This is a genomic window from Pigmentiphaga litoralis (assembly GCF_013408655.1).
In the GTDB taxonomy this organism is placed as follows: Bacteria; Pseudomonadota; Gammaproteobacteria; order Burkholderiales; family Burkholderiaceae_B; genus Pigmentiphaga; species Pigmentiphaga litoralis_A.
Genome location: NZ_JACCBP010000003.1, coordinates 86,148 through 111,835 on the forward strand (window position 1 = coordinate 86,148; position 25,688 = coordinate 111,835).

General features: G+C 64.7%; 24 protein-coding genes and 1 other RNA gene. 15 read left to right on the forward strand and 10 right to left on the reverse strand.

The genetic code is table 11. The features are described 5' to 3' along the window. Window positions 1-51: 51 nt before the first annotated feature. The 5 genes from ssrA to HD883_RS24940 all read right to left on the reverse strand — a co-directional run bounded on the left by ssrA (window position 52) and on the right by HD883_RS24940 (window position 4,129). Window positions 52-472, reverse strand: a transfer-messenger RNA (tmRNA) gene (gene ssrA, locus HD883_RS24920). A 27-nt stretch (window positions 473-499) separates the two neighbouring features. Next, window positions 500-1,165: an HAD-IA family hydrolase gene (locus HD883_RS24925; protein WP_179590612.1), complete on the reverse strand. Its 666-nt coding sequence runs from the start codon at window positions 1,163-1,165 to the stop codon at window positions 500-502. Next, window positions 1,162-1,893 (reverse strand): bifunctional 2-polyprenyl-6-hydroxyphenol methylase/3-demethylubiquinol 3-O-methyltransferase UbiG, encoded by a 732-nt coding sequence (ubiG, locus tag HD883_RS24930; protein WP_179590610.1) that lies wholly within the window; start codon window positions 1,891-1,893, stop codon window positions 1,162-1,164. Before ubiG ends, HD883_RS24925 begins: the two co-directional genes overlap by 4 nt. A 132-nt stretch (window positions 1,894-2,025) precedes the next feature. Further along, a complete protein-coding gene (gene ompA, locus HD883_RS24935) occupies window positions 2,026-2,673 on the reverse strand; it encodes an outer membrane protein OmpA (protein ID WP_179590608.1) in 648 nt (215 codons plus the stop codon). 97 nt (window positions 2,674-2,770) lie between these two features. Continuing rightward, complete coding sequence (locus tag HD883_RS24940) at window positions 2,771-4,129, reverse strand: TRZ/ATZ family hydrolase (RefSeq protein WP_179590606.1); 1,359 nt, start codon at window positions 4,127-4,129, stop codon at window positions 2,771-2,773. 128 nt (window positions 4,130-4,257) lie between these two features. On the opposite strand from HD883_RS24940, the gene gyrA reads away from it, so the two are divergent. The 5 genes from gyrA to aroA all read left to right on the forward strand — a co-directional run bounded on the left by gyrA (window position 4,258) and on the right by aroA (window position 11,823). After that, entirely contained in the window at window positions 4,258-6,978 is a 2,721-nt protein-coding gene (gyrA, locus tag HD883_RS24945; RefSeq protein ID WP_179590604.1) for a DNA gyrase subunit A, read from the forward strand. Window positions 6,979-7,035: 57 nt separating this feature from the next. Beyond that, window positions 7,036-8,166 carry a 3-phosphoserine/phosphohydroxythreonine transaminase gene (serC, locus tag HD883_RS24950; RefSeq protein WP_179590602.1) on the forward strand — a complete coding sequence of 377 codons (1,131 nt, stop codon included), beginning with the start codon at window positions 7,036-7,038 and terminating at the stop codon, window positions 8,164-8,166. Then, a complete protein-coding gene (pheA, locus tag HD883_RS24955; RefSeq protein ID WP_179590600.1) occupies window positions 8,159-9,241 on the forward strand; it encodes a prephenate dehydratase in 1,083 nt (360 codons plus the stop codon). The genes serC and pheA overlap by 8 nt, the downstream gene beginning before the upstream one ends. 223 nt (window positions 9,242-9,464) lie before the next feature. Next, complete coding sequence (locus tag HD883_RS24960; RefSeq protein ID WP_179590598.1) at window positions 9,465-10,451, forward strand: prephenate dehydrogenase; 987 nt, start codon at window positions 9,465-9,467, stop codon at window positions 10,449-10,451. A 43-nt stretch (window positions 10,452-10,494) separates the two neighbouring features. Beyond that, window positions 10,495-11,823, forward strand: a complete 1,329-nt coding sequence (gene aroA / locus HD883_RS24965; RefSeq protein WP_179590596.1) for a 3-phosphoshikimate 1-carboxyvinyltransferase — start codon at window positions 10,495-10,497, stop codon at window positions 11,821-11,823. Here the strand turns inward: aroA and HD883_RS24970 are convergent. Then, on the reverse strand, window positions 11,799-12,071 hold the full coding sequence (locus HD883_RS24970; protein WP_179590594.1) for a DUF2061 domain-containing protein: 273 nt from the start codon (window positions 12,069-12,071) through the stop codon (window positions 11,799-11,801). The genes aroA and HD883_RS24970 overlap by 25 nt on opposite strands. 106 nt (window positions 12,072-12,177) lie before the next feature. Here HD883_RS24970 and cmk point away from each other — a divergent pair, with 106 nt between their 5' ends. The 3 genes from cmk to HD883_RS24985 all read left to right on the forward strand — a co-directional run bounded on the left by cmk (window position 12,178) and on the right by HD883_RS24985 (window position 15,187). Then, window positions 12,178-12,852, forward strand: a complete 675-nt coding sequence (gene cmk / locus HD883_RS24975) for a (d)CMP kinase (protein ID WP_179590592.1) — start codon at window positions 12,178-12,180, stop codon at window positions 12,850-12,852. A 275-nt stretch (window positions 12,853-13,127) separates the two neighbouring features. Beyond that, window positions 13,128-14,837, forward strand: coding sequence for a 30S ribosomal protein S1 (gene rpsA / locus HD883_RS24980; RefSeq protein ID WP_179590590.1), 1,710 nt, complete (start codon window positions 13,128-13,130; stop codon window positions 14,835-14,837). 47 nt (window positions 14,838-14,884) lie between these two features. Further along, window positions 14,885-15,187 carry an integration host factor subunit beta gene (locus HD883_RS24985; RefSeq protein WP_179590588.1) on the forward strand — a complete coding sequence of 101 codons (303 nt, stop codon included), beginning with the start codon at window positions 14,885-14,887 and terminating at the stop codon, window positions 15,185-15,187. Between the two features lie 102 nt (window positions 15,188-15,289). On the opposite strand, the gene HD883_RS24990 is transcribed toward HD883_RS24985, so the two are convergent. The 3 genes from HD883_RS24990 to HD883_RS25000 all read right to left on the reverse strand — a co-directional run bounded on the left by HD883_RS24990 (window position 15,290) and on the right by HD883_RS25000 (window position 17,713). Beyond that, entirely contained in the window at window positions 15,290-16,126 is an 837-nt protein-coding gene (locus HD883_RS24990; RefSeq protein WP_179590586.1) for an alpha/beta fold hydrolase, read from the reverse strand. Window positions 16,127-16,258: 132 nt separating this feature from the next. Then, window positions 16,259-16,906, reverse strand: coding sequence for an NADPH-dependent F420 reductase (locus HD883_RS24995; protein WP_179590584.1), 648 nt, complete (start codon window positions 16,904-16,906; stop codon window positions 16,259-16,261). A gap of 48 nt (window positions 16,907-16,954) precedes the next feature. Continuing rightward, complete coding sequence (locus HD883_RS25000; protein WP_179590582.1) at window positions 16,955-17,713, reverse strand: SDR family NAD(P)-dependent oxidoreductase; 759 nt, start codon at window positions 17,711-17,713, stop codon at window positions 16,955-16,957. Window positions 17,714-17,825: 112 nt separating this feature from the next. Between HD883_RS25000 and HD883_RS25005 the strand changes: the two genes are divergently transcribed. From HD883_RS25005 to cysM, 7 genes are all read left to right on the forward strand, one after another. Beyond that, the gene (locus HD883_RS25005) at window positions 17,826-18,782 is read left to right on the forward strand and encodes a LysR family transcriptional regulator (protein WP_179590580.1); all 957 of its coding nucleotides are present in this window, start codon (window positions 17,826-17,828) and stop codon (window positions 18,780-18,782) included. Window positions 18,783-18,840: 58 nt separating this feature from the next. Then, window positions 18,841-19,167 (forward strand): LapA family protein, encoded by a 327-nt coding sequence (locus HD883_RS25010; protein ID WP_179590578.1) that lies wholly within the window; start codon window positions 18,841-18,843, stop codon window positions 19,165-19,167. A 9-nt stretch (window positions 19,168-19,176) separates the two neighbouring features. Continuing rightward, window positions 19,177-20,418 (forward strand): lipopolysaccharide assembly protein LapB, encoded by a 1,242-nt coding sequence (gene lapB, locus HD883_RS25015; protein WP_179590576.1) that lies wholly within the window; start codon window positions 19,177-19,179, stop codon window positions 20,416-20,418. Beyond that, complete coding sequence (rfaE1, locus tag HD883_RS25020; RefSeq protein WP_179590574.1) at window positions 20,411-21,382, forward strand: D-glycero-beta-D-manno-heptose-7-phosphate kinase; 972 nt, start codon at window positions 20,411-20,413, stop codon at window positions 21,380-21,382. Before lapB ends, rfaE1 begins: the two co-directional genes overlap by 8 nt. Window positions 21,383-21,479: 97 nt before the next feature. Beyond that, on the forward strand, window positions 21,480-22,469 hold the full coding sequence (gene rfaD, locus HD883_RS25025) for an ADP-glyceromanno-heptose 6-epimerase (RefSeq protein ID WP_179590572.1): 990 nt from the start codon (window positions 21,480-21,482) through the stop codon (window positions 22,467-22,469). 159 nt (window positions 22,470-22,628) lie between these two features. Further along, window positions 22,629-23,237 (forward strand): ComEA family DNA-binding protein, encoded by a 609-nt coding sequence (locus tag HD883_RS25030; RefSeq protein ID WP_179590570.1) that lies wholly within the window; start codon window positions 22,629-22,631, stop codon window positions 23,235-23,237. A gap of 29 nt (window positions 23,238-23,266) precedes the next feature. After that, window positions 23,267-24,172 (forward strand): cysteine synthase CysM, encoded by a 906-nt coding sequence (gene cysM / locus HD883_RS25035; RefSeq protein WP_179590568.1) that lies wholly within the window; start codon window positions 23,267-23,269, stop codon window positions 24,170-24,172. Between the two features lie 70 nt (window positions 24,173-24,242). Here the strand turns inward: cysM and mltB are convergent, their stop codons facing one another. Beyond that, a complete protein-coding gene (mltB, locus tag HD883_RS25040; RefSeq protein WP_373563477.1) occupies window positions 24,243-25,640 on the reverse strand; it encodes a lytic murein transglycosylase B in 1,398 nt (465 codons plus the stop codon). Window positions 25,641-25,688 lie beyond the last annotated feature (48 nt).

Sequence of the window (25,688 nt, forward strand, 5' to 3'; positions counted from 1 at the left end):
CAGCATCGCGCAGGCAAAAAAAATCCCAGCGCGAGGCTGGGATTCGGAGACTGGTGGAGCCGGGGGGAATTGAACCCCCGTCCGCAAGCCCTCAACAGGCAGTTCTACATGTGTAGTCGATTAATTTTTGTTTAACCTCACACTTAGCCAACCGACAGGCCGGAGTGAGGCGATTCACGTAGTTTAAATCTGGACCGTGTGACCCCAGTACAGACCGATTCCTTGTGAATGTCACTGCTGCGGTTCAAAGATGACCCTTCAGGGGTTAGCCGTCCAAATCATCCTTTAGGAAAGTTTTACCCTCCCTCCGCCTGACCCAAGGACAGATCAGTGCAGCGGCTCACCGCTTAAGCGGCGAGAGCGAAACGCTCGTCGTTGGCGTTTATTTGCGTTCCAGTGGTTTTACGAAGCGTACTGGTGCTCGACATGCCCTACTCTGCGTCGCGACCCACGTCGAATCCGGATCGGCCCCAGGAGTCTTATATTGTACGCGATCCCGTCATTTCAAGTGCAGGCGGTCGATCGCGGGCAACAAATCTTCGGGAGTGTGGGCGATTTCGTCCGCTCCCCATGCCGCCACGGGGTCGCTATCGCCGTTGTAGCCGTAGCCGACCGCAATGGTCTTCGTGCCGGCCGCCTTGCCCGCCACGATGTCGCGCAGGTCATCGCCCACGTAGATGCAGTCTTCCGGCGCATGACCGGCTTCCCGTGCAGCGTGCAGCAGCGGTTCGGGATGCGGCTTGAAGTACGCCGTGGTGTCGCCGCACACGGTAATGACACTGGCCTCGTGCAGGTCCAGGTGCTTGACCAGCGGCAACGCCAGCCGGGTCACCTTGTTGGTGACGATGCCCCACGGCGTGCCGCGGCGGTGCAGCTCGGCCAGCAGCGCTTCAACGCCCGGAAACAGCACGGTGTGCACGGCAATGTTTCGTTCGTAGTCCGCAAGAAATGCCTGTTTGGCCGCTTCGTAATCCGGGTCCTCGGGCTTGAGGCCTAGCGCCACACCCAGCAGACCCCGCGCCCCGTGCGACGCCATGTGGCGCAGGTCGGTCAGCGGCAGGGGAGGGAGTCCCTTGGCGGTGCGCTGCGCATTGGCCGCCGCGGCCAGATCCGGCGCGGTGTCGGCCAGCGTGCCGTCAAAATCGAACAGGATCAGCGGCTTCATGTGCGCACCATCGCGACCATGTAGTTCACGCTGGTGTCGGACGTCAGGGAATAACGTTTGCCGATCGGCTGGTACTGCAGGCCGCGGATCTCGGTCGCTTCCAGGCCAGCGCGGCGCGCATCACCAATCAGTTCGCTGGGGCGGATGAAGCTTTCGTAGCTGTGCGTGCCCTGCGGCACCAGGCGCAGCAGGTATTCGGCGCCCAGGATCATGTAGCCGAAGGCCTTCAGATTCCGGTTGATGGTCGAAAACATGACGTGGCCGCCCGGTTTCACCAGCGCGGCGCACGCGCGGATGATCGAACCGGGGTCCGGCACGTGTTCGAGCATTTCCATGCACGTGACGACGTCGTACTGGCCGGGTTCGTCGGCCGCGATCTGTTCGGCCGAGATATTGCGGTATTCGACCTTGATACCGGTTTCCAGGCTATGCAGTCGCGCGACTTTCAGTGATTTTTCCGCCAGGTCGATTCCAGTCACGATGGCGCCGCGTGCCGCCATGCTTTCGGCGAGAATCCCGCCGCCGCATCCGACATCCAGCACCTTTTTATTGCCCAGACCGCGTGCATTCTGGCTGATCCAGTCCAGGCGCAGCGGGTTAATGGCGTGCAGCGGCTTGAATTCACTTTCCGGGTCCCACCAGCGCGAGGCCAGCGCGCTGAACTTTGCCAGTTCGGCGGCATCCGCATTCACGTGCGGGGTATTGGGGGCAGAAACGGTGGCATTCATTTAATCCACTCCAAAATAAAAAACCCCGCAGTCAAAGATCTGCGGGGTTTTAATTCTAACGGCACCAAACAGGCTGCCGTCAGGATTCAGTCAAACAGCAACCGAATTTACCAGCGTTAGCTAGCGTAGGCCTTAACGGTTACGCGTACCAACCACTTCAACTTCAACGCGACGGTTCTTGGCGCGACCGGCGGCAGTCTTGTTGTCAGCGATAGGCTGCTTTTCGCCCTTGCCTTCCGTGTAAACACGGTTGGCTTCGATGCCCTTGCTGACCAGGTAGGCCTTGACAGCTTCGGCACGACGGACGGACAGGCGCTGGTTGTACGCATCGGTACCGACAGAGTCAGTGTGACCCACGGCGATGACGACTTCCAGGTTGATGTTGCGAACTTGTGCGACCAGTTCGTCAAGCTTGGCGCGAGCTTCTGGCTTCACGACAGACTTGTCGAAGTCGAACAGGGCGTCGGACGAGTAGGTAACCTTCTCGCTGACAGGCACCGGTGCCGGCACGACGGCTGGCGGTGGTGCAGGACGAGGTTGCTGAACAGGAACCACAGCTGGAGCTGGCGGCTTCAGCGCGCCATCGCAGGATGGGTCAGCAGTCGCAGGGGTCCAGAACCCGTTGCGCCAGCAGAGGCCATCATTGCTCTTCAGAAGCGGGCCACCAGCGGTTTGCCAGTTATCGTTTGTTGTCGTGGTCTGAGCTGTGGCCACGCCTGAGGCCGTTACGGCAGCGAAGGCGAGCGCCAGAGAGATTCCAACTTTGGAGCGTTTGTTCATGTTTCTCCTCTTAGCTTGAAATAAAACTCGCAGCGAACCCCCGCCGCAACATGAATTACGAGGTAAGTATAGCATTCGGACTGTTTTCTCATAGATGTCACTCCTTGGACACGTAAGGTTTTGTGCCAGAAAGGACACCCACTGCGAGCGTGTGCCACTGCGGGATTCTGGACAATATCCTTTCGAGTTCCATCCGTGCCGATATCTTGGTGAGTTGTAGTTTTTTAGCAACTGACTCGCCAGCGACCCAAACCTGGTCCACGTCCTCCCGTCCGGCCGTGTAAACGACGTGCGATGCGGGGTCGAAAACCGGCAGCTGATGCGCCGCGTCCAGCCGTATCGCCACCATGTCTGCCTGCTTGCCGGCCACCAGAGACCCGATCCGGTCCTGCCAGCCCAAGGCGCACGCCCCCCCAAGGGTCGCCGCATGAAGCGCCTGATGCGCCGACAAAGCCGCCGCGTCGCCGCTCGCGCCTTTGGCCAGAAGCGCCGCCAGACGGAGTTCGGACAGCATGTCGAGGCGGTTATTGCTGGCCGCGCCATCGGTCCCGACGCCAAAGTTCAATCCATCTCGTAACAATTGCGCTACCGGTGCAATGCCGCTGGCGAGCTTCAGATTGGACGCCGGGCAATGCGCCAGGTGTGCACCCCGCGCAACAAGCATGGCAATGTCACTGGCATCCAGATGCACCCCGTGAACGGCAATCAGACGCGGCGACAGCAAACCGAGCCGCGCGAGCCGGGCGGTTGGCCGCAGGCCGGTCTGGGCCAGGGCGTCGCTGACTTCCTGCGCGGTTTCCTGCAGATGGATGGCGATCGGCACGTCCAGTTCTTCGGCCAGCATGTCGATCCGGCGCAAGGTGTCGTCGCCCACCGTATAAGGCGCATGCGGCGCAAACATGAAGCCGAGCGACGCTTCGCCCCGAAAGTCGGACTGCGCGGCCAGGCCTTGCTGGATATAGGCGTCGGCGTTCGCGGCATAGGGCGTCGGAAAGTCGATGACCGTCATGCCCACCACGCAGCGCAGGCCGATCGCCAGTGCCGCGCGGGCGACGGCGTCCGGGTGGAAGTACATGTCGGCGCAACAGGTCGTGCCGCCCGCCAGCATCTCGGCAAAGGCCAGCACGCTGCCGTCATGAACGAAATCGGGCGACACCAGCCGGCTTTCCAGGGGCCAGATGCGGTCGTTCAGCCAGGTCATCAGGGGGAGGTCGTCGCCCGCGCCGCGCAACAGGCTCATGGCGGCATGGGTGTGCAGGTTGACGAACCCCGGCAGCAGGACCCGGCCCGGCAGATGCCTGATATCGGCATCCGGATGGCGCTGGCGCAGGTCGTCGTGGGGGGCGATGGCCAGGATGCGGCCGTCCCGGATCGCGATGCCATGGCCTGCCAGCACCGTGCCGGCGGGTTCGACAGGAATGATCCAGTCTGGGAGGAGGAGGGTGGTCAGGGCCATGGCACACACCGCAGGGAAGGATGGCGGCTATTACATCATGGGCGCGGCGGGTGGCCGGATGGTAAACTCCAAAGCTTCGCCCTGCCAGTTGCCCGGGGGCGCGATAACTCACTTTATGCAGCTTGCCCATGGATTCCTTCGCCAAGGAAACAATACCGATCTCTCTTGAAGAAGAGATGCGTCGCAGTTATCTCGATTACGCCATGAGCGTGATCGTCGGGCGCGCGCTGCCCGATGTGCGCGATGGCCTGAAACCGGTGCACCGCCGGGTCCTGTTCGCCATGCACGAGCTGAACAACGACTGGAACCGCGCCTATAAGAAGTCGGCGCGTATCGTCGGGGATGTGATCGGTAAGTACCACCCTCACGGCGATCAGTCCGTGTACGACACCATCGTTCGCATGGCGCAGCCGTTTTCGCTGCGCTACATGCTGGTGGACGGCCAGGGCAACTTCGGTTCGGTCGACGGCGACAGCGCCGCGGCCATGCGATACACCGAAATCCGCCTGTCCAAGATCGCGCACGAACTGCTGGCCGACATCGACCAGGAAACCGTCGATTTCGGGCCGAACTACGACGGCAGCGAAAAAGAACCGCTGCTGCTGCCTTCGCGCCTGCCCAACCTGCTGGTCAACGGCAGCTCGGGGATCGCGGTTGGCATGGCCACCAACATTCCGCCGCACAACCTGTCGGAAGTGGTCGACGGCTGCCTGTTCTGCCTGCGCAATCCGGAATGCACGGTAGACGAACTGATCGAAGTGATTCCTGCGCCCGACTTCCCGACCGGGGCGACCATCTACGGCATGTCCGGCGTGCGCGAAGGCTATCGCACCGGCCGTGGCCGTGTGGTCATGCGCGCCAAGACCCACTTCGAAGACGTGGATCGTGCCGGCGGACGCCAGGCCATCATCGTCGACGAAATTCCGTACCAGGTGAACAAGCGCACGCTGCTCGAGCGGATCGCCGAGCTCGTCACCGAAAAGAAGGTCGAAGGCATTTCCGACATCCGCGACGAGTCCGACAAGGACGGCATGCGGGTCGTGATCGAGCTCAAGCGCGGTGAAGTGCCCGAAGTCGTCTTGAACAACCTATACAAGAACACGCAGCTGCAGGACACGTTCGGCATGAACCTGGTGTCGCTGGTCGACGGCCAGCCGCGCCTGCTGAACCTGAAGCAGATGATCGAATACTTCCTGGCGCACCGCCGGGAAGTGGTCACGCGCCGCACCGTGTTCCAGCTGCGCAAGGCCCGCGAACGCGGCCACGTGCTGGAAGGCCTGGCGGTGGCGCTGGCGAACATCGACGATTTCATCGCGATCATCAAGGCGGCGCCGACGCCGCCGGTGGCCCGTCAGGACCTGATGGCCCGGTCGTGGGATTCGTCGCTGGTCCGGGACATGCTGGCCCGCGCCGAAAATGAAACCGACGGCGGCCTGCAGGCCTATCGTCCGGAAAGCCTGCCCGCCGGCTTTGGCATGCAGGAAGACGGCCTGTACCGTCTGAGCGATACGCAGGCTCAGGAAATCCTGAACATGCGTCTGCAGCGCCTGACCGGCCTGGAGCAGGACAAGATCGTTGCCGAGTACAAGGAAGTGATGGCCACCATCGCCGACCTGCTCGACATCCTGGCCAAGCCGCCGCGCGTCACGGCCATCATCACCGACGAACTGTCGGCGATCAAGGCCGAGTTCGGCACCGACGCCAAGGACAGCCGCCGCTCGCACATCGAACTGAACGCGTCCCAGCTCGACACCGAAGACCTGATCACGCCGACCGACATGGTCGTGACCCTGTCGCACACCGGCTATATCAAGAGCCAGCCGCTGTCCGAATACCGTGCGCAGAAGCGCGGCGGGCGCGGCAAGTCGGCCACCGCGATGAAGGAAGACGACTGGATCGACCAGCTGTTCATCGCGAACACGCACGATTACATCCTGTGCTTCAGCGACCGCGGCCGTGTGTATTGGCTCAAGGTCTGGGAAGTGCCGCAGGGCACGCGCACGTCGCGTGGCAAGCCGATCGTGAACATGTTCCCGCTGTCCGATGGCGAGAAGGTCACGGTGGTGCTGCCGATCAAGGCGTTCGACGAAGACCACTTCGTGTTCATGGCCACGGCCAAGGGCACGGTCAAGAAGACGCCGCTGTCCGACTTCTCGAATCCGCGCAAGGCCGGGATCATCGCCGTCGATCTGGACGAGGGTGACTACCTGATCGGCGCGTCGGTCACCGACGGCAAGCACGACGTCATGTTGTTCTCGGACGCCGGCAAGGCCGTCCGTTTCGACGAAAACGACGTGCGCCCGATGGGTCGTACCGCGCGCGGTGTGCGCGGCATGATGCTGGACGAAGCGCACAACGTGATCGCACTGTTGGTGGCCGAAAACGAAACGCAAAGCGTGCTGACCGCGACCGAAAACGGTTACGGCAAACGCACGCCGATCGCCGAATACACGCGTCATGGCCGTGGCACGAAGGGCATGATCGCGATCCAGACGTCCGAGCGTAACGGCAAGGTCGTGGGCGCGGTGCTGGTGACGCCAACCGACGAGATCATGCTGATCACGACGGGTGGTGTGCTGGTCCGCACCCGGGTCAGCGAGATTCGCGAGATGGGCCGCGCCACGCAAGGCGTGACCCTGATCAACGTCGACGAAGGCACGCATCTGTCGGGCGTGCAGCGTGTGGTCGAAACCGACCACGAAGAAGCCGAAGCGATCATTGCAGGCGAAGGCGCGCTCTCAGGCGAACTGTCGCCAGGCGAGTTGTCGGCCGGTAACGACGGTGCGGCGGGGGATGTGTCCGATGACGCGTCCGACGCCGATGCCGACGACACCGCACCCGACGCCTGACGTGACCCCTTAACCTCGACCGACCCGCCCGCCGATCAACAGCCAGTGCAGACCGCGATGAAACGTCCTTATAACTTCTCTGCCGGTCCGGCCGCATTGCCGGAAACCGTGTTGCAGCGCGCCGCTGCCGAAATGCTCGATTGGCAGGGCAGCGGCATGTCGGTGATGGAAATGAGTCATCGCGGCAAGCACTTCAGCCAGATCTGCGACGAGGCCGAAGCCGACCTGCGGGAACTGCTGGCGATTCCCGACGACTACGCGGCGCTGTTCATGCAGGGCGGCGGGCTGGCCGAAAACGCGATCGTTCCGATGAACCTGATCGGACTGCGCGAAGCGCAGGCAGCCGACTTCGTGCTGAGCGGGTCGTGGGCGGTCAAGTCGTACAAGGAAGCGCGCCGCTACGGCAACGTGGCGGTGGCGGCCACGGCCGAACAGGCGACCGAGATCAACGGCGTGCAGCAGGCGCCGTGGACGTACATGCCCGATCCGTCCACCTGGAAGGTGCGGCCGGAATCGAGCTATCTGCATATCTGCAGCAATGAAACGATCGGTGGCGTCGAATTTCCGGACTGGCCTGACCTGGCCAGCCTGGGCGCCCCCGATACGGTACTGAGCATCGACGCGTCGTCGCACATCCTGTCGCGACCCATGGACGTGACCCGTGCAGGCGTCGTGTTCGCCGGCGCGCAAAAGAATATCGGCCCGGCCGGCCTGACGATCGTCATCGTCCGGAAAGACCTGCTGGGCAAGGCGCTGCCGATCTGCCCGTCCGCGTTCGACTACGCCATCGTGGCCGAGAACGACTCGCGCTACAACACGCCGCCGACCTACGCGATCTATATCGCCGGGCTAGTCTTCAAGTGGTTGAAAGAGCAGGGCGGCCTGGCCGGGATGGAAGCGCTCAATACCGCCAAGGCCCGCGCGCTGTATGACTACATCGACTCGTCGTCTTTCTATCGCAACCCGGTGGAACCGTCGGTGCGTTCACGCATGAACGTGCCGTTCATCCTGCACGACGACGCACTGAATGCGGCGTTCCTGAAGGAAGCGGACGCGGCCGGACTGCTGCAGCTGAAGGGTCATAAAAGCGTGGGCGGCATGCGTGCGTCGATCTACAACGCCATGCCGATGGAAGGGATCCAGGCCCTGATCGCGTTCATGAAGTCGTTCGAGCAAAGCCATGGATGACGTGCTTGCGCAGAAGCTCGCGCCGTTGCGCGCGCGTATCGACGCGATCGACGCCGAAGTCTTTGCGCTGCTGACCGAGCGCGCCCGGACCGCGCTGGCCGTGGGCGAGGTCAAGCAGCACGTCAGCGGGCCCGTTTTGCGGCCGGAACGTGAAGCCCAGGTGATCCGCCGGCTGCAGGACATGAACACCGGACCCTTGCCGGGAACGGCGATCGCCGCGATCTGGGGCGAGATCATGTCGGCCTGCCGCGCACTGGAAGAGCCGGCCAAGGTGGCCTTTCTGGGCCCGCAAGGCACCTACACCGAAGTGGCCGCGCTGGCGCATTTTGGCCATGCGGTCGACACCGTGCCGTGCATCAATTTCGACGAAGTGTTCCGCGCGGTCGAAGCGGGGCGTGCCGACTTTGGCATGGTCGCACTTGAAAATTCCAACGAGGGCGCGGTCAATCGCGTGCTCGACCTGCTGCTGACCACGTCGGCCAAGGTGTTGGGCGAACGGTCGGTGCCGGTCCATCATTGCCTGATGACCCGCAGCGGCACGCTGGACGGCGTGGTGCGGGTTCGCGCCCATCCGCAGGCCCTGGCGCAGTGCCAGTCCTGGCTGTCGGAACACCGTCCGGACCTGATCCGCGAGTCGGCGTCCAGCAATGCCGAAGCCGCCCGCATGGCGGCGGAAGATCCCACGGTAGCCGCCATTGCCAGCGAGCAGGCGGCCGGTCTGTGGGACCTGCGCATCGTCGCACCGCATATCCAGGACGACCCGCACAACCGCACCCGTTTCCTGGCGATCGGCCACATCGAACCGGCGCCGTCAGGCAAGGACAAGACCAGCCTGATCCTGGCCGTGCCGAACGAAGCGGGCGCCGTCTACGAAATGCTGAAGCCGCTGGCCGACAACGGCGTGTCCATGACGCGTTTCGAGTCGCGCCCGGCCCGTACGGGCCAGTGGGAGTACTACTTCTACGTCGACATCGAAGGCCATCAGCAGGACGCCAAGGTGGCGACGGCATTGGCGGTACTCAAGTCGCGCGCGGCCTTTTTCAAGGTGCTGGGCTCGTATCCGGTGGCGCCCTGATCGCAGCGGCGGGCGGCCAATTCAGTCCTGATCCGCCTGGGCTGCTTCGGATGGGGGCCTTGATGTCGAGATCTGTTGCGCCCAGCACCGCGTTCCGGCATGCCTTGTTTGCCCCCGGTCATTGCTCTCCGGGTTTCGGCTCCGTCATCTTCGAGTCCTCTGTCGTTGAGCCCTCTGTCTTTAAGTTCTCCGTCTTTGGCCCCCATTTCTTTCCTGTAGCTGCATGACCCTTCCTACTCCTTCGACCGCGCCCGGCGCGCCGCTTGTTCCCGTGCTGGTCGTGGTGGGTGTCGGCCTGATCGGCGGGTCGTTCGCGGCCGCGTTGCGGCAGGTGGGCCAGGTCGGCAAGGTCATTGGCGTGGGCCGCCAGGTGGCGAGCCTGGAGCGCGCACGGGACCTGGGCCTGATCGACGACTTCCTGCCGCTTGAACACGCCGTTGCCCATGCCGATCTGGTACTGCTGTCGGTGCCGGTGGGTGCGACCGAAGCGACCCTGGCCGCGCTGCTGCCGCATCTGCCTGAACACGCGGTCGTGACCGATGTCGGCAGCACCAAACGGGACGTGATCGCCGCTGCGCGAGCCGCGATGGGCGATCGCATCAACCAGTTCGTACCGGGCCATCCGATTGCCGGCAGTGAACAGAGCGGCCCCGATGCGGCGCAGGCCGGCCTGTACCAGGGTCGCGACGTCATCCTGACGCCGCTGCTGCAGAACACCCGCGCCGACGTCGAATTCGTGCAACTGGCCTGGGAGCTATGCGGCGCCGACGTCCGGCTGATGACGCCCGAGTTGCATGACCGGGCGCTGGCCTCGGTCAGTCATGTGCCCCATCTGCTGGCCTTTGCCTACATGGGGCAGGTGATCGGCGCGCCCGACACGGCATTGCGGCTGGATCTGGCCGGCAGCGGTTTCCGGGATTTCACGCGCATCGCGGGCGGATCGCCCGACATGTGGCGCGATATCTTCCTGGCCAATTCCGACGTGCTGCTGGACGAGGTCGCGCAGGTGCGCGGTATGCTCGATATGTTCGAACGGGCGATCCGCCATGGCGACACCGAACAACTGACGATGCTGCTGCAGGCGATTTCATCGGTCCGCCGCAACTGGGGCGAGGCGCATGCCGCCGACGCTTCGGCGGTCGATGCGCCCTCCGCGGGCGGCGTGCAGTCTGCCGGCGATGCGCCGCCTGCATCGTCGCCCGAAGTCTGACCTGCCCGATTCTTGAGCCTGACCTTTTTTCCTGAGCCCCGCCATGTCCGACGCGCCGCATCTGTCCCATCTTGATCTGTCGCCGGTGCGCACCGCCCGGGGCACCGTGGCGTTGCCGGGCTCGAAAAGCATTTCCAATCGCGTGCTGCTGCTCGCGGCGCTGGCTGAAGGCACGACCCGGGTCACCGGGCTGCTGGATTCCGACGACACGCGCGTCATGCTGGCGGCTTTGCGGGCGCTGGGCGTACCGGTGGCCCAGGGCAGCGATAGCAGCGAAGTGTCCGTGACCGGGGCCGCGCGCTTTCCAGGCTCGCACGCCACGCTGTTCATGGGCAATGCCGGCACGGCCATTCGCCCGCTGACGGCGGCGCTGGCCATGATGGGCGGGCATTATCTGTTGAGCGGCGTGCCGCGCATGCATGAGCGGCCGATCGGTGACCTGGTCGACGCCTTGCGCATGCTGGGCGCGCGGGTCGCGTACCAGGGCAAGGAAGGCTACCCGCCGCTGTCGATCGGCGTGGGCGACCTGACGCTGAAGGGCCCGGTGCGTGTGAACGGATCGGTGTCCAGCCAGTTCCTGACCGCATTGCTGCTGGCGGCGCCCCTGGCCACGGCCGCGACGGGCCGCGACTTCGTCATCGAGGTGGACGGCGAACTGATCTCCAAGCCCTATGTCGAGATCACGCTGAACCTGATGGCGCGGTTCGGCGTCACCGCCCATCGAGATGGCTGGACGCGCTTTACCGTGCCAGCAAGCGCTCGCTATACATCGCCCGGACAGATCCTGGTGGAAGGCGATGCGTCGTCGGCATCGTATTTCCTGGCCCTGGGCGCCATTGGCGGTGGCCCCGTCCGCGTGACGGGCGTGGGTGAGGGCAGCATCCAGGGCGATGTGGCCTTTGCCAACACGCTGGCCGCCATGGGCGCGACGGTCCACACCGGGCCGGACTGGATCGAGACGACCGGCGTGCGGGTGGCGCAAGGCGAACGTTTGCGTGCCTTCGATAGCGACTTCAACCTGATTCCCGACGCGGCCATGACGGCGGCGGTCCTGGCGCTGTACGCCGACGGCCCGTGCACGCTGCGCAATATCGCCAGCTGGCGCGTGAAGGAAACCGATCGCATCCACGCCATGGAAACCGAGTTGCGCAAGCTGGGCGCAACCGTGACGGCCACGCACGACAGCCTGACCGTCACGCCGCCGGCGCACTGGACGCCTGCCGAGATCGGGACCTGGGACGACCACCGCATGGCCATGTGCTTTTCGTTGGCCGCGTTTGGCGGGCAGCCGGTCCGCATCCTGGACCCGAATTGCGTGAGCAAGACCTTCCCGACCTATTTCGACGTTTACGCCGGGCTGGTCGCGGGTTGACCGGCAGATTGACCCGCCAGCTGTCCGGCAGCTTGACCGTATCCGCCCGCTGCGCGACCCTGGTCGCGAAGCGCCTTGGCGCGCTGCCGTTTTTCCCAGGCGCGGTCAAAAAAGTAGTGCACCACGGTGTTGACGATGGGTTCAATGAAGGTGACGGCACCGCTCATCGCGACACTGCCGGTGATCAGGTAAGTCACGCTGAACGCGGTGACGACGTGCACGCCGCCGAAGGCAAGGGTCTTGGCCATGGAAACTCCGTAAGCGTTAATGCCAATTGAGAATTGATCTCATTATTGGGTTTCGGGCGCCGGGCTTCAAGACAATAGATTTCATCGCATTGATAGGAAAAGACAAATGAGTGGCGCGCACGTGCAGGTAATCGCTATCGATGGGCCGACTGCCTCGGGCAAGGGCACCATTGCCCACCGGGTCGCGCAGCAGCTTGGCTGGCATGTGCTGGACAGCGGCGCCTTGTACCGGCTGACGGCGCTGGCGTGCATGCAGCGCAATATCCCGCTTGATGCCGTGGATCAGGTCGCCGACATCGCGAGCCAGCTGGATGTGCGGTTCCATGAACTGGGGGTCTATCTGGACGGCCAGGACGTGGGCGAGGCCATCCGCCAGGAAGCGGTCGGCAACGGCGCGTCGCAGGTCGCGGCCCTGGGGCCGGTGCGGGCGGCGCTGCTGGAGCGGCAGCGCGCATTTCGTCAACCGCAGGGGCTGGTGGCGGATGGCCGGGACATGGGCACGGTGGTGTTCCCCGATGCCATCCTGAAGGTGTTCCTGGTGGCCAGCGCCCAGGCGCGGGCCGAACGGCGGTATAACCAGTTGATCGAAAAGGGTTTTTCGGCTAATCTCTTAACCCTTTTGCATGATTTGGAAGCGCGCGATGCGCGCGACATGCAGCGGGTCAATGCCCCGCTTTTTCCGGCGGACGACGCCCTGGTGCTCGATTCGTCCGATCTGTCGATCGACCAGACAGTCGCTCAGGTCATGGCCTGGTATAAGGGAAAACTACCCAGAGGGTAGGAGGGAAACTACCCAAAGGGTAGTAAGGAAACTCCTTTAACGGAGTTGAAGGGAAACTCCTTCAAGGGAGTTGAGGTCAGACTCCCCCGTCCGTGAGCCGGGACACCGGCCACGATGCTCCACAGACTTTTTCGCAGGACAGCGCACAGGCTTTGGTTCGAGTGCGCTGATTGGCCCTCAGCAATGAGGTTGTTTGACTCCACCGATTGGTACGGTTCCAGGACGAATCCTCGTCTGCCCCCAATGAAGGTGTGTAACCCCGGTACAACACAACAATGTCTTCGGTTTCCGAAATTCCAGCAGGCGAAGAAAGTTTCGCCGCACTGTTTGAAGAAAGCATCAAGAAACAAGAGATGAAGTCTGGCGAGGTCATCACTGCTGAAGTGGTGCGCATCGACCATAACTTCGTGGTGGTCAACGCTGGCCTGAAGTCCGAGGCTCTGATCCCGCTCGAAGAATTCCTGAACGACAAGGGCGAACTCGAAGTGTCGGAAGGCGACTTCGTCTCCGTCGCGATCGACGCGCTGGAAAACGGCTACGGCGACACGGTTCTGTCGCGTGACCGCGCCAAGCGCCTGGCTGCCTGGCTGCAACTCGAGCAGGCGCTCGAGTCGGGCGACCTGGTCACCGGCACCATCACTGGCAAGGTCAAGGGCGGCCTGACCGTCATGACCAACGCAATCCGCGCCTTCCTGCCGGGTTCGCTGGTCGACCTGCGTCCTGTCAAGGACACCACGCCGTACGAAGGCAAGACCCTCGAATTCCGCGTCATCAAGCTCGATCGCAAGCGCAACAACGTCGTGCTGTCGCGCCGTGCCGTGCTCGAAGCCAACATGGGCGAAGAGCGTCAGAAGCTGCTCGAGACGCTGCACGAAGGTGCGATCGTCAACGGCGTGGTCAAGAACATCACCGACTACGGCGCATTCGTGGACCTGGGCGGTATCGACGGCCTGCTGCACATCACCGATCTGGCATGGCGTCGTGTGCGTCACCCGTCGGAAGTGCTGACCGTTGGCCAGGAAATCCAGGCCAAGGTCCTCAAGTTCGACCAGGAAAAGAACCGCGTCTCGCTGGGCGTCAAGCAGCTGGGCGAAGATCCCTGGGTGGGCCTCGCACGTCGCTACCCGCAAGGCACGCGTCTGTTCGGTAAGGTCACGAACCTCACGGACTACGGCGCATTCGTCGAAGTCGAAGCCGGCATCGAAGGCCTGGTCCACGTGTCCGAAATGGACTGGACCAACAAGAACGTCGATCCCAAGAAGGTTGTCACCCTGGGCGACGAAGTCGAAGTCATGGTTCTGGAAATCGACGAAGACCGCCGCCGTATCTCGCTGGGCATGAAGCAGTGCCGCGCGAATCCGTGGGAAGAATTCTCGATCAACCACAAGCGTGGCGACAAGGTCCGCGGCGCCATCAAGTCGATTACCGACTTCGGCGTGTTCGTCGGTCTGCCTGGCGGCATCGACGGCCTGGTGCACCTGTCCGACCTGTCCTGGAGCGAAACCGGCGAAGAAGCCGTGCGCAACTTCAAGAAGGGCGACGAAGTCGAAGCCGTGGTTCTGGGCATCGACACCGACAAGGAACGCATCTCGCTGGGCATCAAGCAGCTGGAAGGCGATCCGTTCACCAACTTCGTTGGCACGTACGACAAGGGCGCCGTGGTTCCTGGCACCGTCAAGTCCGTCGAACCCAAGGGTGCTGTCGTGACCCTGTCGGTGGACGTCGAAGGCTACCTGCGCGCTTCCGAGATGTCGTCGGGCCGCGTGGAAGATGCATCGACCATCGTCAAGGTGGGCGACAACATCGACGCCATGATCCTGAACATCGACCGCAAGACGCGTTCGATCCAGCTCTCGATCAAGGCGAAGGACAGCGCAGAGACGGCTGACGCCATCCAGCGCATGTCGGATGCCAGCGCATCGTCGGGCACGACCAACCTGGGCGCACTGCTCAAGGCCAAGCTCAACGAACGCGAAAACGGTTGATGGCCTCCTGACAGACGATGCTTTCGGCTCGCCCAGGCATGGACTCCATGACGAAATCCGAGTTGATCGCGCGTTTGGCGGCCCGCTATCCCCAGCTGGTCGCCAAGGATGCCGATTACGCGGTGAAAACGATCCTCGACGCGATGGCCCAGTCGTTATCTGAAGGCCACCGTATCGAGATTCGGGGCTTCGGCAGCTTTTCGCTGTCGAAGCGTCCACCGCGTATAGGCCGTAATCCGAAGTCTGGCGAGCGGGTGCTGGTGCCTGAAAAACGGGTGCCGCACTTCAAGGCCGGCAAGGAATTGCGGGAACGTGTCGACGTTGCCGCCGCTGAACCGCCTCCCGTGTAAACGGCAGGCGCGCCAGCAAAAGAAAACCCCGACAGCTGCAAGGCTGCCGGGGTTTTTTATTGCCTGGGCCCGGCGTGACGCCGGATCAGCGGGCGCTGGCGATCAGCCCTTGATGAACGCGAGCAGATCCGCGTTCAGCACGTCGGCGTTGACGGTCAGCATGCCATGCGGGTATCCCGGATAGGTCTTGAGGGTGGCATTGGGCAACAGCTTGACGCCCTTGATTGCGGCATCGGCAATCGGCACGATCTTGTCGTCTTCGCCATGCATCCACAAGGTCGGCACCGTGATTGCCTTCAGGTCCTCGGTCTGGTCGGTTTCCGAAAACGCCTTGATGCCTTCGTAGTGGGCCTTGGCGCTGCCCATCATGCCCTGGCGCCACCAGTTCTGGATCACGCCGGGGTACACCTTGGCGCCGTCACGATTGAAGCCGTAGAACGGGCCGGTCGGCAGGTCGGTAAAGAACTGCGCACGGTTGGCGGCCAGTGCTGCGCGCAGGCCGTCGAACACCTCCATCGGCAGGCCTTCGGGATTGGCGTCGGTCTTGAGCATCAGTGGCGGCACGGCCGACACCAGAATGGCCTTGGCCACGCGTCCGGCAGGCTGCCCGTGCTTGGCCACATAGCGGGCGACTTCACCGCCGCCGGTCGAGTGGCCGATGTGAATGGCGTTCTTCAGGTCCAGCGCTTCGACCACGGCAAAGGCATCGGCGGCATAGTGATCCATGTCATGGCCTTCCGATACCTGGTCCGACCGGCCATGGCCACGGCGGTCATGCGCCACGACGCGGTAGCCGTGCTGCACGAAGAACAGCATCTGCGTGTCCCAATCGTCGGACGACAGCGGCCACCCGTGATGGAACATGATGGGCTGGGCGGTCTTGGGGCCCCAGTCCTTGTAGAAGATGTTGACGTTATCAGAGGTGGTGATGAAGGGCATGGCGAAGCTCCGGTAGGGACGGTGACGTGCGACACAGGGTGGCGCAACGGACAAGGGCTTGCGGTGAAGATGAGGTTGCGCAAGGCACGAGGGCTTGCGCAACGGACAGGCGCTTGCAACGGTGACAGGGTGTCAGCCGAATTTGACAAGATTGAGAGCAGGCAGCGGGCCGCCCGGAAATTGGGCGAGGCGGGCCCCGATCGCGAGGGCACCCAGGTCGATGCCGAAGAAGCCCAGACGGTCGATCAAAGCAGCCACGTCGGCCTTTGCCTGTGCGTCATCCCCGGAATAGAACAGTACGCGTCGTCCGCCTTCACGTCGAGGGTCATCAGCCACCTGGGCGGCCAGCAGATGGTTGAAGGCTTTGACCAGGCGCGCGCCGGGCACCAGGTCGGCGACCACCTCGGACGACAGGCGGCCCTGCAGATCGGCGGGCTTGAACAGAGGCGCTTCGATCGGATTGTTGGCATCGACCACGATGCGTTGGCCAAAATCCGGCAGGCCGGCCAGGGCGGCGGGCAGTTTCGACCAGTTAACGGCAACGAACACGATGTCCTTGGCGGCGGCGTCTTCGCGGGTGCCGGCGTGGATCGTCGGCCCGATGGCCGCGACGGTGTCGGCCAGGCTGTCGGGCCCGCGGCTGTTGGACAGGGTGGCGGTCAGGCCGGCATGGGCAAGCGCGGACGCAATCGCGCGGCCGATATTGCCGGCGCCGATGATGCCGATGCTGGGATCGCGCCCGGGGACGGCGGAAGCGGGGGTATGGGTAGAGGTGGTCATGGTGAAAGGTCCTTGTGTCGTGGAATCAGGGAATGAATGGGGGTGGGATCAGGCGAGCTGGCCGCCGTCGACATTGAGCGTGGCGCCGGTGATATACGCCGCATCGGGGCCGGCCAGGAAGGCCACGGCTGCGGCGATCTCTTCCGGGCGGCCGTAGCGGCCAAGCGGGGTCAGCGCCTTCAGCGTCTGGGCGAAAGGGCCGTCTTGCGGGTTCATGTCGGTGTCGATGGCGCCGGGTTGGACGACGTTGACGGTGATGTTCCGGGCGCCCAGGTCACGCGACCAGCCCCGGGTGTAGGCGGCGACCGCAGCCTTGCTGGCGATGTAATCGGCGGCGCCGGCAAAGGGCACGTGCACAGCGCCGGTGGTGCCAATGGACACGATGCGGCCGCCATCGGACATGAGCGGAACCGCGGCACGCACGGCGGCGGCCACTCCTTTGACGTTGACGTCGAACTGCCGGTCGAACGCCGCCAGGTCGGCCTGGGCGTCATCGACGGTGCCGGTCACGAACACACCGGCCGAGTTCACCAGGATGTCGAGGCGTCCCAGCCGGGCGTGGGCTTCCTTCACCAGCGCCGCGACCTGTTCGGTGCTGGCCTGATCGGCACGAATGGCCACGGCACGCCGGCCGCTGGCTTCGATTTCCTTGACGAGGGCCCGCGCCCGGTCTTCGGACGCGGCATAACTGAACGCGACATCCGCGCCGTCGCGGGCCAGGCGGCGGACGATTGCAGCGCCGATGCCCCGGGCGCCGCCAGTCACGAGGGCGACTTTGCCGGAAAGAGGAAGGTGGTGGGTAGTCATGATGGGGTGCTCCGTGTGGAAGATCGATGGAGTGATTCTGATGGCGGCACTCCCTTCTGATAAGCCGTGAATCGCTGGATTGATCTTCAACGTTTGCTTTAAGATCGCAAGGATGGAAACCTTGGCCAACCTTGAATCATTCGTGCGCAGCGCCGAAGCGGGCAGCTTTTCGGAAGCGGCCAGGCGCCTGTCCCTGACGCCTGCTGCCGTCAGCCGCAACGTCGCCATGCTGGAGCGCAATCTGGGTGTCCGGCTGTTCCACCGGTCCACGCGCAGCCTTACGCTGACGGAAGCGGGCGAGGCCTTTCGCCTGGGCGTCGCCGATCACCTGACCGGCCTGCAGGCCGCCATCGCCGCGGCGGCCACCGATGGTGGCGAACCCGCGGGCGTCCTCAAGGTCAGCCTGCCGCCACTGCTGGGCACGACCCACATCCTGCCGCTGTTGCCCGGCTTTCTGGCCCGCTACCCCCGCATCCGCCCCGACTGGCATTTTGAAACGCGCCCGGTGGACCTGATTGCCGAGGGCTACGACGCGGCCATTGGCGGCGGGTTCGACCTGACGCCCGGGATCATTGCCCGCACGCTGGCCCCCGCGCACATCGTTGCCGTCGCATCGCCGGCTTATCTGGCAGGGCGACCGTTGCCCGCCGATCCCGGCGGCCTGGCCAGCCTGGACGGGATCGTGATGCGTGCGCGGCGCACGGGCCGGGTCCGCCAGTGGACGATGCGCGATGTGGCGGGCAATGAGATGGCCGCGCCGCTGCGCGACACCCTGGTCCTGAACGAGCCCGCAGCCATGCGGGACGCGGCGGTGCTGGGCCTGGGCGTGGCCATGCTCGCCGTGCCCGATGTGCTGCCCGAACTGGAAGCGGGCCGCCTGGTCCGGCTCCTGCCGCGCTGGTATGCCGATGCGGGCGCGATCTCGCTGTACTACGCGTCACGGGCGCTGCTGCCGGCCAAGACCCGTGTGTTCATCGAATGGGTGATGGAGGCGTTTGCGGCCCAACATCTGGCCGAACGCCTGGCCGGCAGCCTGGGCGAGTCCTCGCGCAAGGCGTCGCCGCGGTAACCGGCGCAACGCTGCCCGGCTTACAATCGCTCCCTACTTCTTTCCTGGAGCATCGACAATGCGATATCTCGTCTGGGCGTTGCGCTTGCTGATCTTTGTCGTGGTGCTGCTCTTTGCGTTGAAAAACACGGATCGCGTCACGGTGTATTTCTTTGCCGATCGCCTGATCAGCGAGGTGCCGCTCATCGTCGTGATGCTGGGTTGCTTCGTTGCTGGAACCGTTTTCGGACTGCTGTTGACCGTGCCGGCCGTCTTGCGCCGCCGCCGCGAAATGGCCACGCTGCGCCGCGAGCTGGAACGCACGCGCGCGCTGGTGCCCGCGACCGCCATGCAGCCGGAAGGCCCGCCGTCGCCGGACGTCTACATTCCCCTGTCTCCGTTGTAAGGCGCGCCTGTGGATTTCGAACCCTGGTGGTTGATTGCCGTTCCCTTGCTATTCGGACTGGGCTGGATCGCGGCGCGGGTTGACGTGCGGCAGATGCTGTCCGAAAACCGCAATCTGCCCGACTCCTACTTTCGCGGGCTGAACTTCCTGCTGAACGAGCAGCACGACCGGGCCATCGACGCCTTCGTCGAAGTGGCCAAGCTCGATCCCGAAACGACCGACCTGCACTTTGCGCTGGGCAGCCTGTTCCGGCGCCGGGGCGAGATCGAGCGGGCGATCCGTGTGCATCAGAGCCTGCTGCAGCGGCCCGACCTGCCGGTCAGCCAGCGTGAGCAGGCCATGAACGAACTGGCGCAGGACTACTTGCGCGCCGGCATGCTGGACCGGGCTGAAGCCGCCTTCGATCAGCTGAAGCCGACCCGGTTTGCGCCTGATGCCTTGCGGGCCCTGATCCGCATTCACGAGACCGAGCGCGACTGGCCGGCCGCGATCCAGGCCGTGCATGCGCTGCAGGGCCTGGTCGACGAACCCGTGCCACAGGCCGTGCATTTCCATTGCGAAGAGGCGGCCGCCGCACTGGCCTTGCCGGTGCCCGATATCGACGCCGCCACCCACGCGCTGGACGCCGCTACGCACGCGTCGGAACTGGCGCAGCGCAGCGCCGAAGCGCCCCCGCACGTACGGATTGCCATCATGCGGGCCGACCTGGCCTTGCGGGAAGGGGACCTGCGCGCGCAGCGCCTGCAGCTCAAGTCCATTCTGGCGTCCCATCCGGATTATGTCGGCCTGATCGCCGAGGCCTTCCTGACCAACTACCGCGCCACGCAGCGCGAAAACGACGGGCTGGAACAGCTGGAAGCGCACTACGCGCGGCATCCGTCGCTCGACCTGTTCAACACGATTTTCCTGGCACGCGGCCGCCTGCACGGCGCGGCCGACGCGTGGGCCTTTGCGCGCGCCGCCCTGCAGCGCAATCCGTCGCTGCTGGGCCTGGACCGCATGCTGGAAGCGCAACTGGCGCGCGGCGCCGAAACGCCGCCGGCGATCGACACCGTGGCCGGCGCGTGCACGGCGCTATCGGTGGAAGACGTCGCGCTCATGCGCAGTCTGATCCACAAGCACACGCAGCGGCTGGACCGGTACGCCTGCCGCGCCTGCGGCTTCAAGGCAAAGCGTTTTCATTGGCAATGCCCGGGCTGCAATGCCTGGGAGACCTACTCGCCCAAACGTTTGGAAGAACTGGATGTCTGACACCAAGGCCGCGCCTGGCCAGCCCTTTCCTTCGGACGCCGTGCGCCAGTCGGCGCGGGTCCTTGTCATTGGCGACGTGATGCTGGACCGCTACTGGTTCGGCGAAGTCGACCGGATTTCGCCGGAAGCCCCGGTGCCCGTGGTGCGGGTGTCGCGCAGCGAAGATCGCCTGGGCGGCGCGGCCAACGTGGCCCGCAACGTGGCGGTGCTGGGTGCGCGGGTGACGCTGGTCGGGATCGTCGGCAATGACGATTCGGGCGTGGCCATATCCCGCCTGTGCGCCGAAGCAGGCGTGACGGCCGAACTGGTCACCGATGCCACCATTCCCACCACCATGAAAATGCGCGTGCTGGGCCGCCAGCAGCAGTTGCTGCGGGTGGACTTCGAGCAGAGTCCCGGCCCCGACACCCTGGTGGCTTTGGCCGAACGGGTGGCCAGCCTGATGAGCGACCACGATGTCGTGGTGCTGTCGGACTATGCCAAGGGCGTGCTGGAACATGTCGAGCCGCTGATCGCCCTGGCGCGGCGGCATGACTGCATCATCCTGGTCGACCCCAAGGGCGACGACTACAGCCGGTATCGCGGTGCGACCCTGGTCACGCCCAACCAGTCCGAAATGCGCGATGCCGTGGGCCGCTGGCGCGACGACGACGAACTGGCCGAACGCGCCCAGCGCCTGCGCGAAGCGCTGGACCTGAAGGCGCTGCTGGTGACCCGGTCGGAACTGGGCATGACTTTGTACACGGCAGAGGGCCGCGACCACGTCGGCGCCCAGGCGCGCGAAGTGTTCGACGTGTCGGGCGCGGGCGATACCGTCATCGCCACGCTGGCCGTCATGCAGGCGGCCGGGCTGGATCTGCACGACGCCATGCGCTGGGCGAACCTTGCCGGCGGTATTGTGGTCGGAAAGCTGGGGACGTCCATCGTCACGCCGGCCGAACTGAGCGCGGCGCAAGCGGGCTGACGCCGCCACGGGGGCCACCGGCCCCGTCTCATTACAACCGGTGGACCGCGCGCGTGAGTGGGCCGCGCGTCGTTCGCCACAGCACAGGAACCACATCATGATCATCGTCACCGGCGCCGCAGGATTCATTGGCAGCAACATCGTCCAGGGCCTGAACGCCCAGGGCCATCGCGACATCCTGGCGGTGGACGATCTGCTTGAAGGCGACAAGTTCGTCAACCTGGTCGACGGCCAGATCGCCGACTACATGGACAAGAACGAATTCCGCAAGCGCGTCATGGACCGCAGCCTGCCCCCCATCGATGCGATCCTTCACCAGGGCGCGTGCTCGGACACCACCGAACGCAACGGCGCCTACATGATGGACAACAATTACCGGGTCACGCACGAGCTGTTCGACTACTCGCAGCAGCAGCGCATTCCGCTCATCTACGCGTCGTCGGCCGCGGTCTATGGCGCCGGCCCGGATTACGTGGAAGACCTGAAGTACGAAAAGCCGCTGAACGTGTATGGCTATTCCAAATTCCTGTTCGACCAGGTGCTGCGTCGGTACCTGGGCAAGTTGACGGCGCCGGTAATCGGCCTGCGCTACTTCAACGTGTACGGCCCGCGTGAACAGCACAAGGGGCGCATGGCCTCGGTGGCGTTCCACAACATGAATCAGTTCCTGTCCGAAGGGCATGTGCGGCTGTTCGGCGGCTGGGATGGCTATCCGGATGGCGGCCAGCAACGCGATTTCATTTCGGTGCATGACGCCGTTGCCGTGAACCTGCACTTTCTGGAAAACCACGATCAGCCGGGCGTCTACAACTGCGGCACTGGCCGCGCCCAGCCCTTCAATGATGTGGCGATGGCCGTGGTGAACACGCTGCGGGAAGAGCAGGGCGAAGCGGCCTTGCCGCTCGAGGAACTGGTGGCCAAGGGACTGATCCGGTACATCCCGTTCCCCGATGACCTGAAGGGCCGTTATCAGAGCTACACCCAGGCCGACACGACGCAGCTGCGCGAAGCCGGCTACACCGCGCCGATGCGGGATGTGCAGACGGGCGTGTCGGAGTACGTGCGGGCGCTGCGCGCGGGGAAGTGATCGGCGGCGTGCTACCTACGTAGCGTTGCGCTTGGACATTGCGTTGCGCCGCTGCGCCGTTTGACGGCCGATCGGCGCACGATGGCTCCATCACCTGCCGTTGCGCAGCCGTGCCAGTCGGCCGGGACGCAAGGGCGGGATCGTGTCTGGAGCCGCCTCATGAATCCCTTCCTTGAATCTGCCTGCGCCGGGCCGTCGGCTGATCAGTCCGCCGCGACGCCGACAACGCGTGCGGGCACGGTCGACTACGCCGTGCGTGAGTCGGCATCCCCTGAAACGTCATCGCCAGAGCCGGCGCCGGCGCAGGCCATTGCGCCGCGGCGCACACGCGCCGTCCTGCGCCGAACGCGTCACTTCGTGTTCCTTGCCGCGCTGACCGCGGGCGGACTGTCGCTGGGATCGCCTGGCGCCGCCTACGGCCTGGACGTCAATACCGCCACCGAAACGCAGCCGGAAGGCATCCGCGGCATCGGGCCCAAGACGGCGTCGCTCATCGTCAAGGAACGCCAGCAGCGCGGACAGTTCTTGTCGTTCGAAGACTTTACGCGCCGGGTCCGCGGCATCGGTCCCAAACGGGCCGAGCGGCTGGCGGCGCAGGGGCTGACGGTGGGCGCCGCGGCGCGGGTGATGCCAACCGTGTCTGCCGCCGGCACGCGTCCGCGCAGCGTGGCGGCCAGCCACCCTCGCGCCATGGCGCCAGATCCTTCCAGGATGCCGCCCGCGCTCATCGTGAATACGCCTGATGCCAGTAAGGGCAAGGGCCCGTAAACGGCCCCGCGCGGAGTTATCATCGACCTATGAAATCCTATCCCACCATTGAAGACACCATCGGCAAGACGCCGTTGGTTCGCCTGCAGCGGATTCCCGGTGCGGGCAACGCGGCGCGCGGCAACATCATTCTTGGCAAGCTCGAGGGCAACAACCCCGCCGGCTCCGTGAAGGATCGTCCGGCGCTTTCCATGATCAAACGCGCGGAAGAGCGCGGCGAGATCAAGCCAGGCGACACGCTTATCGAGGCGACCAGCGGCAACACCGGCATTGCGCTGGCGCTGGTGGCGGCGATCCGCGGGTACAAGATGGTGTTGATCATGCCGGACAATCTGTCGATCGAACGCCGCGCGGCCATGACGGCCTACGGCGCCGAGCTGATCCTGACCCCGGCGGCCAGCGGCGGCATGGAATACGCGCGTGACCTGGCCCTGTCGATGCAGACGGAAGGCAAGGGCAAGGTGCTGGACCAGTTCGCCAATCCCGACAATCCGCTGGCTCACGTCGAGACGACCGGCCCGGAAATCTGGGACGACACCGACGGCGCCGTGACGCATTTCGTCAGCGCGATGGGTACGACCGGCACGATCATGGGCGTGTCCACCTATCTGAAATCGCGCAATCCCGAGATCCAGATCGTGGGCGCGCAGCCCACCGAAGGCTCGTCGATTCCTGGCATCCGCAAGTGGCCGGAAGCGTACCTGCCGTCGATCTACGACGGCAGCCGTGTCGACCGCGTCGAATACGTCACGCAGGCCGACGCCGAACAGATGGCGCGCCGCCTGGCCTCCGAAGAAGGCATCTTTGCCGGCATTTCTGCAGCAGGTGCCTTGGTCACGGCGCTGCGTGTGGCCGAAGAAGTCAGCAACGCAACCATCGTGTTCATCGTCTGTGATCGCGGTGACCGCTACCTGTCGACTGGCGTCTTCAACTAGTCGTCGGGGTCAGGAAGGCATCGTTAACGGACCGCCTGGCGTACGAGTACGGCGGCGGTCCCGGACGAGCTTACGGCTTCTTCTTTTCCAGTTCGGCCGCCAGATCCGCCACCGACGTGGCGTAGAAATAGCTGCGGTTGTACTGGGTGATAGCAAAGAAGTTGGGCGCGGCCACGCGGTATTCAGTGGTGTCGGTCGGGCCGTCGTACAGGTCGATCACGCCCATCTTCCAGTCCGTCCAGGCGCCGCTCCAGGTGCCGTCGGTATTGATGATGCGGGCGCCAGCGGCGTTGAGTTGTGGCCAGGTCAGCGTGGGGACCAGGCCGCCGTCCACGAGCGGTTTCGGGTCGGCTGGCAGGCGCACCGGCAAAAACACGGGCTGCCCCGGCTTCCAGCCGTGTTCGATCAGGAAGTTGGCCACCGATGCGATTGCGTCGTCGGGGCTGGCCAGCAGGTTGATCTTGCCGTCGCCGTCGCCATCGACCGCAAAGCGGCGCTGGCTGCCCGGCATGAATTGCGGCAGGCCGATCGCGCCGGCATAGGATCCTTGCAACGACAGCGGATCCAGGCCCGATTCCTTGCATAGCACCAGGAACTGCGCGAGCTGTTCCCGGAAGAAGGGGCTGCGGTCGGTGGGGGCTTGCGGCGGGTAGTCGAAGGCGAGGGTCGACAAGGCATCCAGCACGCGGAAGTTGCCGGTGACGCGTCCGTAGAAGGTTTCAACGCCAATGATGGACACGATGATAGAGGCCGGCACGCCGTATTTGGCTTCGGTGCGCGCCAGCATCGGACCATGCTTGGCCCAGAAGTCGACGCCTTCCTTGATGCGGCGCGGCTCGACGAAGCGGGTGCGATAGCGCGGCCAGCTGCGTACCGACGGCGTGGCGGCGGGCAGCACGAGCTTGGCCACGGTGGCCGAAAAGCGGGCCTGCTTCAGGATCGCGGCTACGTCGGCCGGATCCAGCCCGCGCTGCGCCATGTCGGCGGCGAACGCGGCCTTGGCATTGCCTTCGTTGGGCGATGGCGCAACCTCGACGGCTGGCGCCGGGGGGGTAGACGCCGACGGGGCCGACGGGGCCGACGGGGCCGATGAGGCGGATGGCGTGACTGCGACCGGCAGCGAGGTCGCGCCGCCCGACGTTGCCGTGCCCGCAGTGCCGACACCGTCAGCGGAACCATAAGCCGTCGAACCCGCCGCAGTGCCGCCCGAGGCAGTGCTGCCTGCTGCAGTGCCGCCCGAAATCGCCGCACCGTTGCCAGCCGTGCCGGGCCCCGGCGATCCCGTCGCCGTGCCCGGCGCGCCGCCCGCGGCGACTACCGTGCCCCCGCCCGCAGGCGTCGACATCATGTCGCCCGCGGCCGGCTCGGTGGACGCGCAGCCCGCCAGCACGCCGGCGGTCAGGCAAAGGACCCAGGCGGTTCGGGACGGGAGAAGGGCAGGGCGGTAGAGTCGATCGGAGAAAGGCACGCGTAATTACCCGGTTGGCTGAAGCAAGGAAAACGAGGATGCTGCACG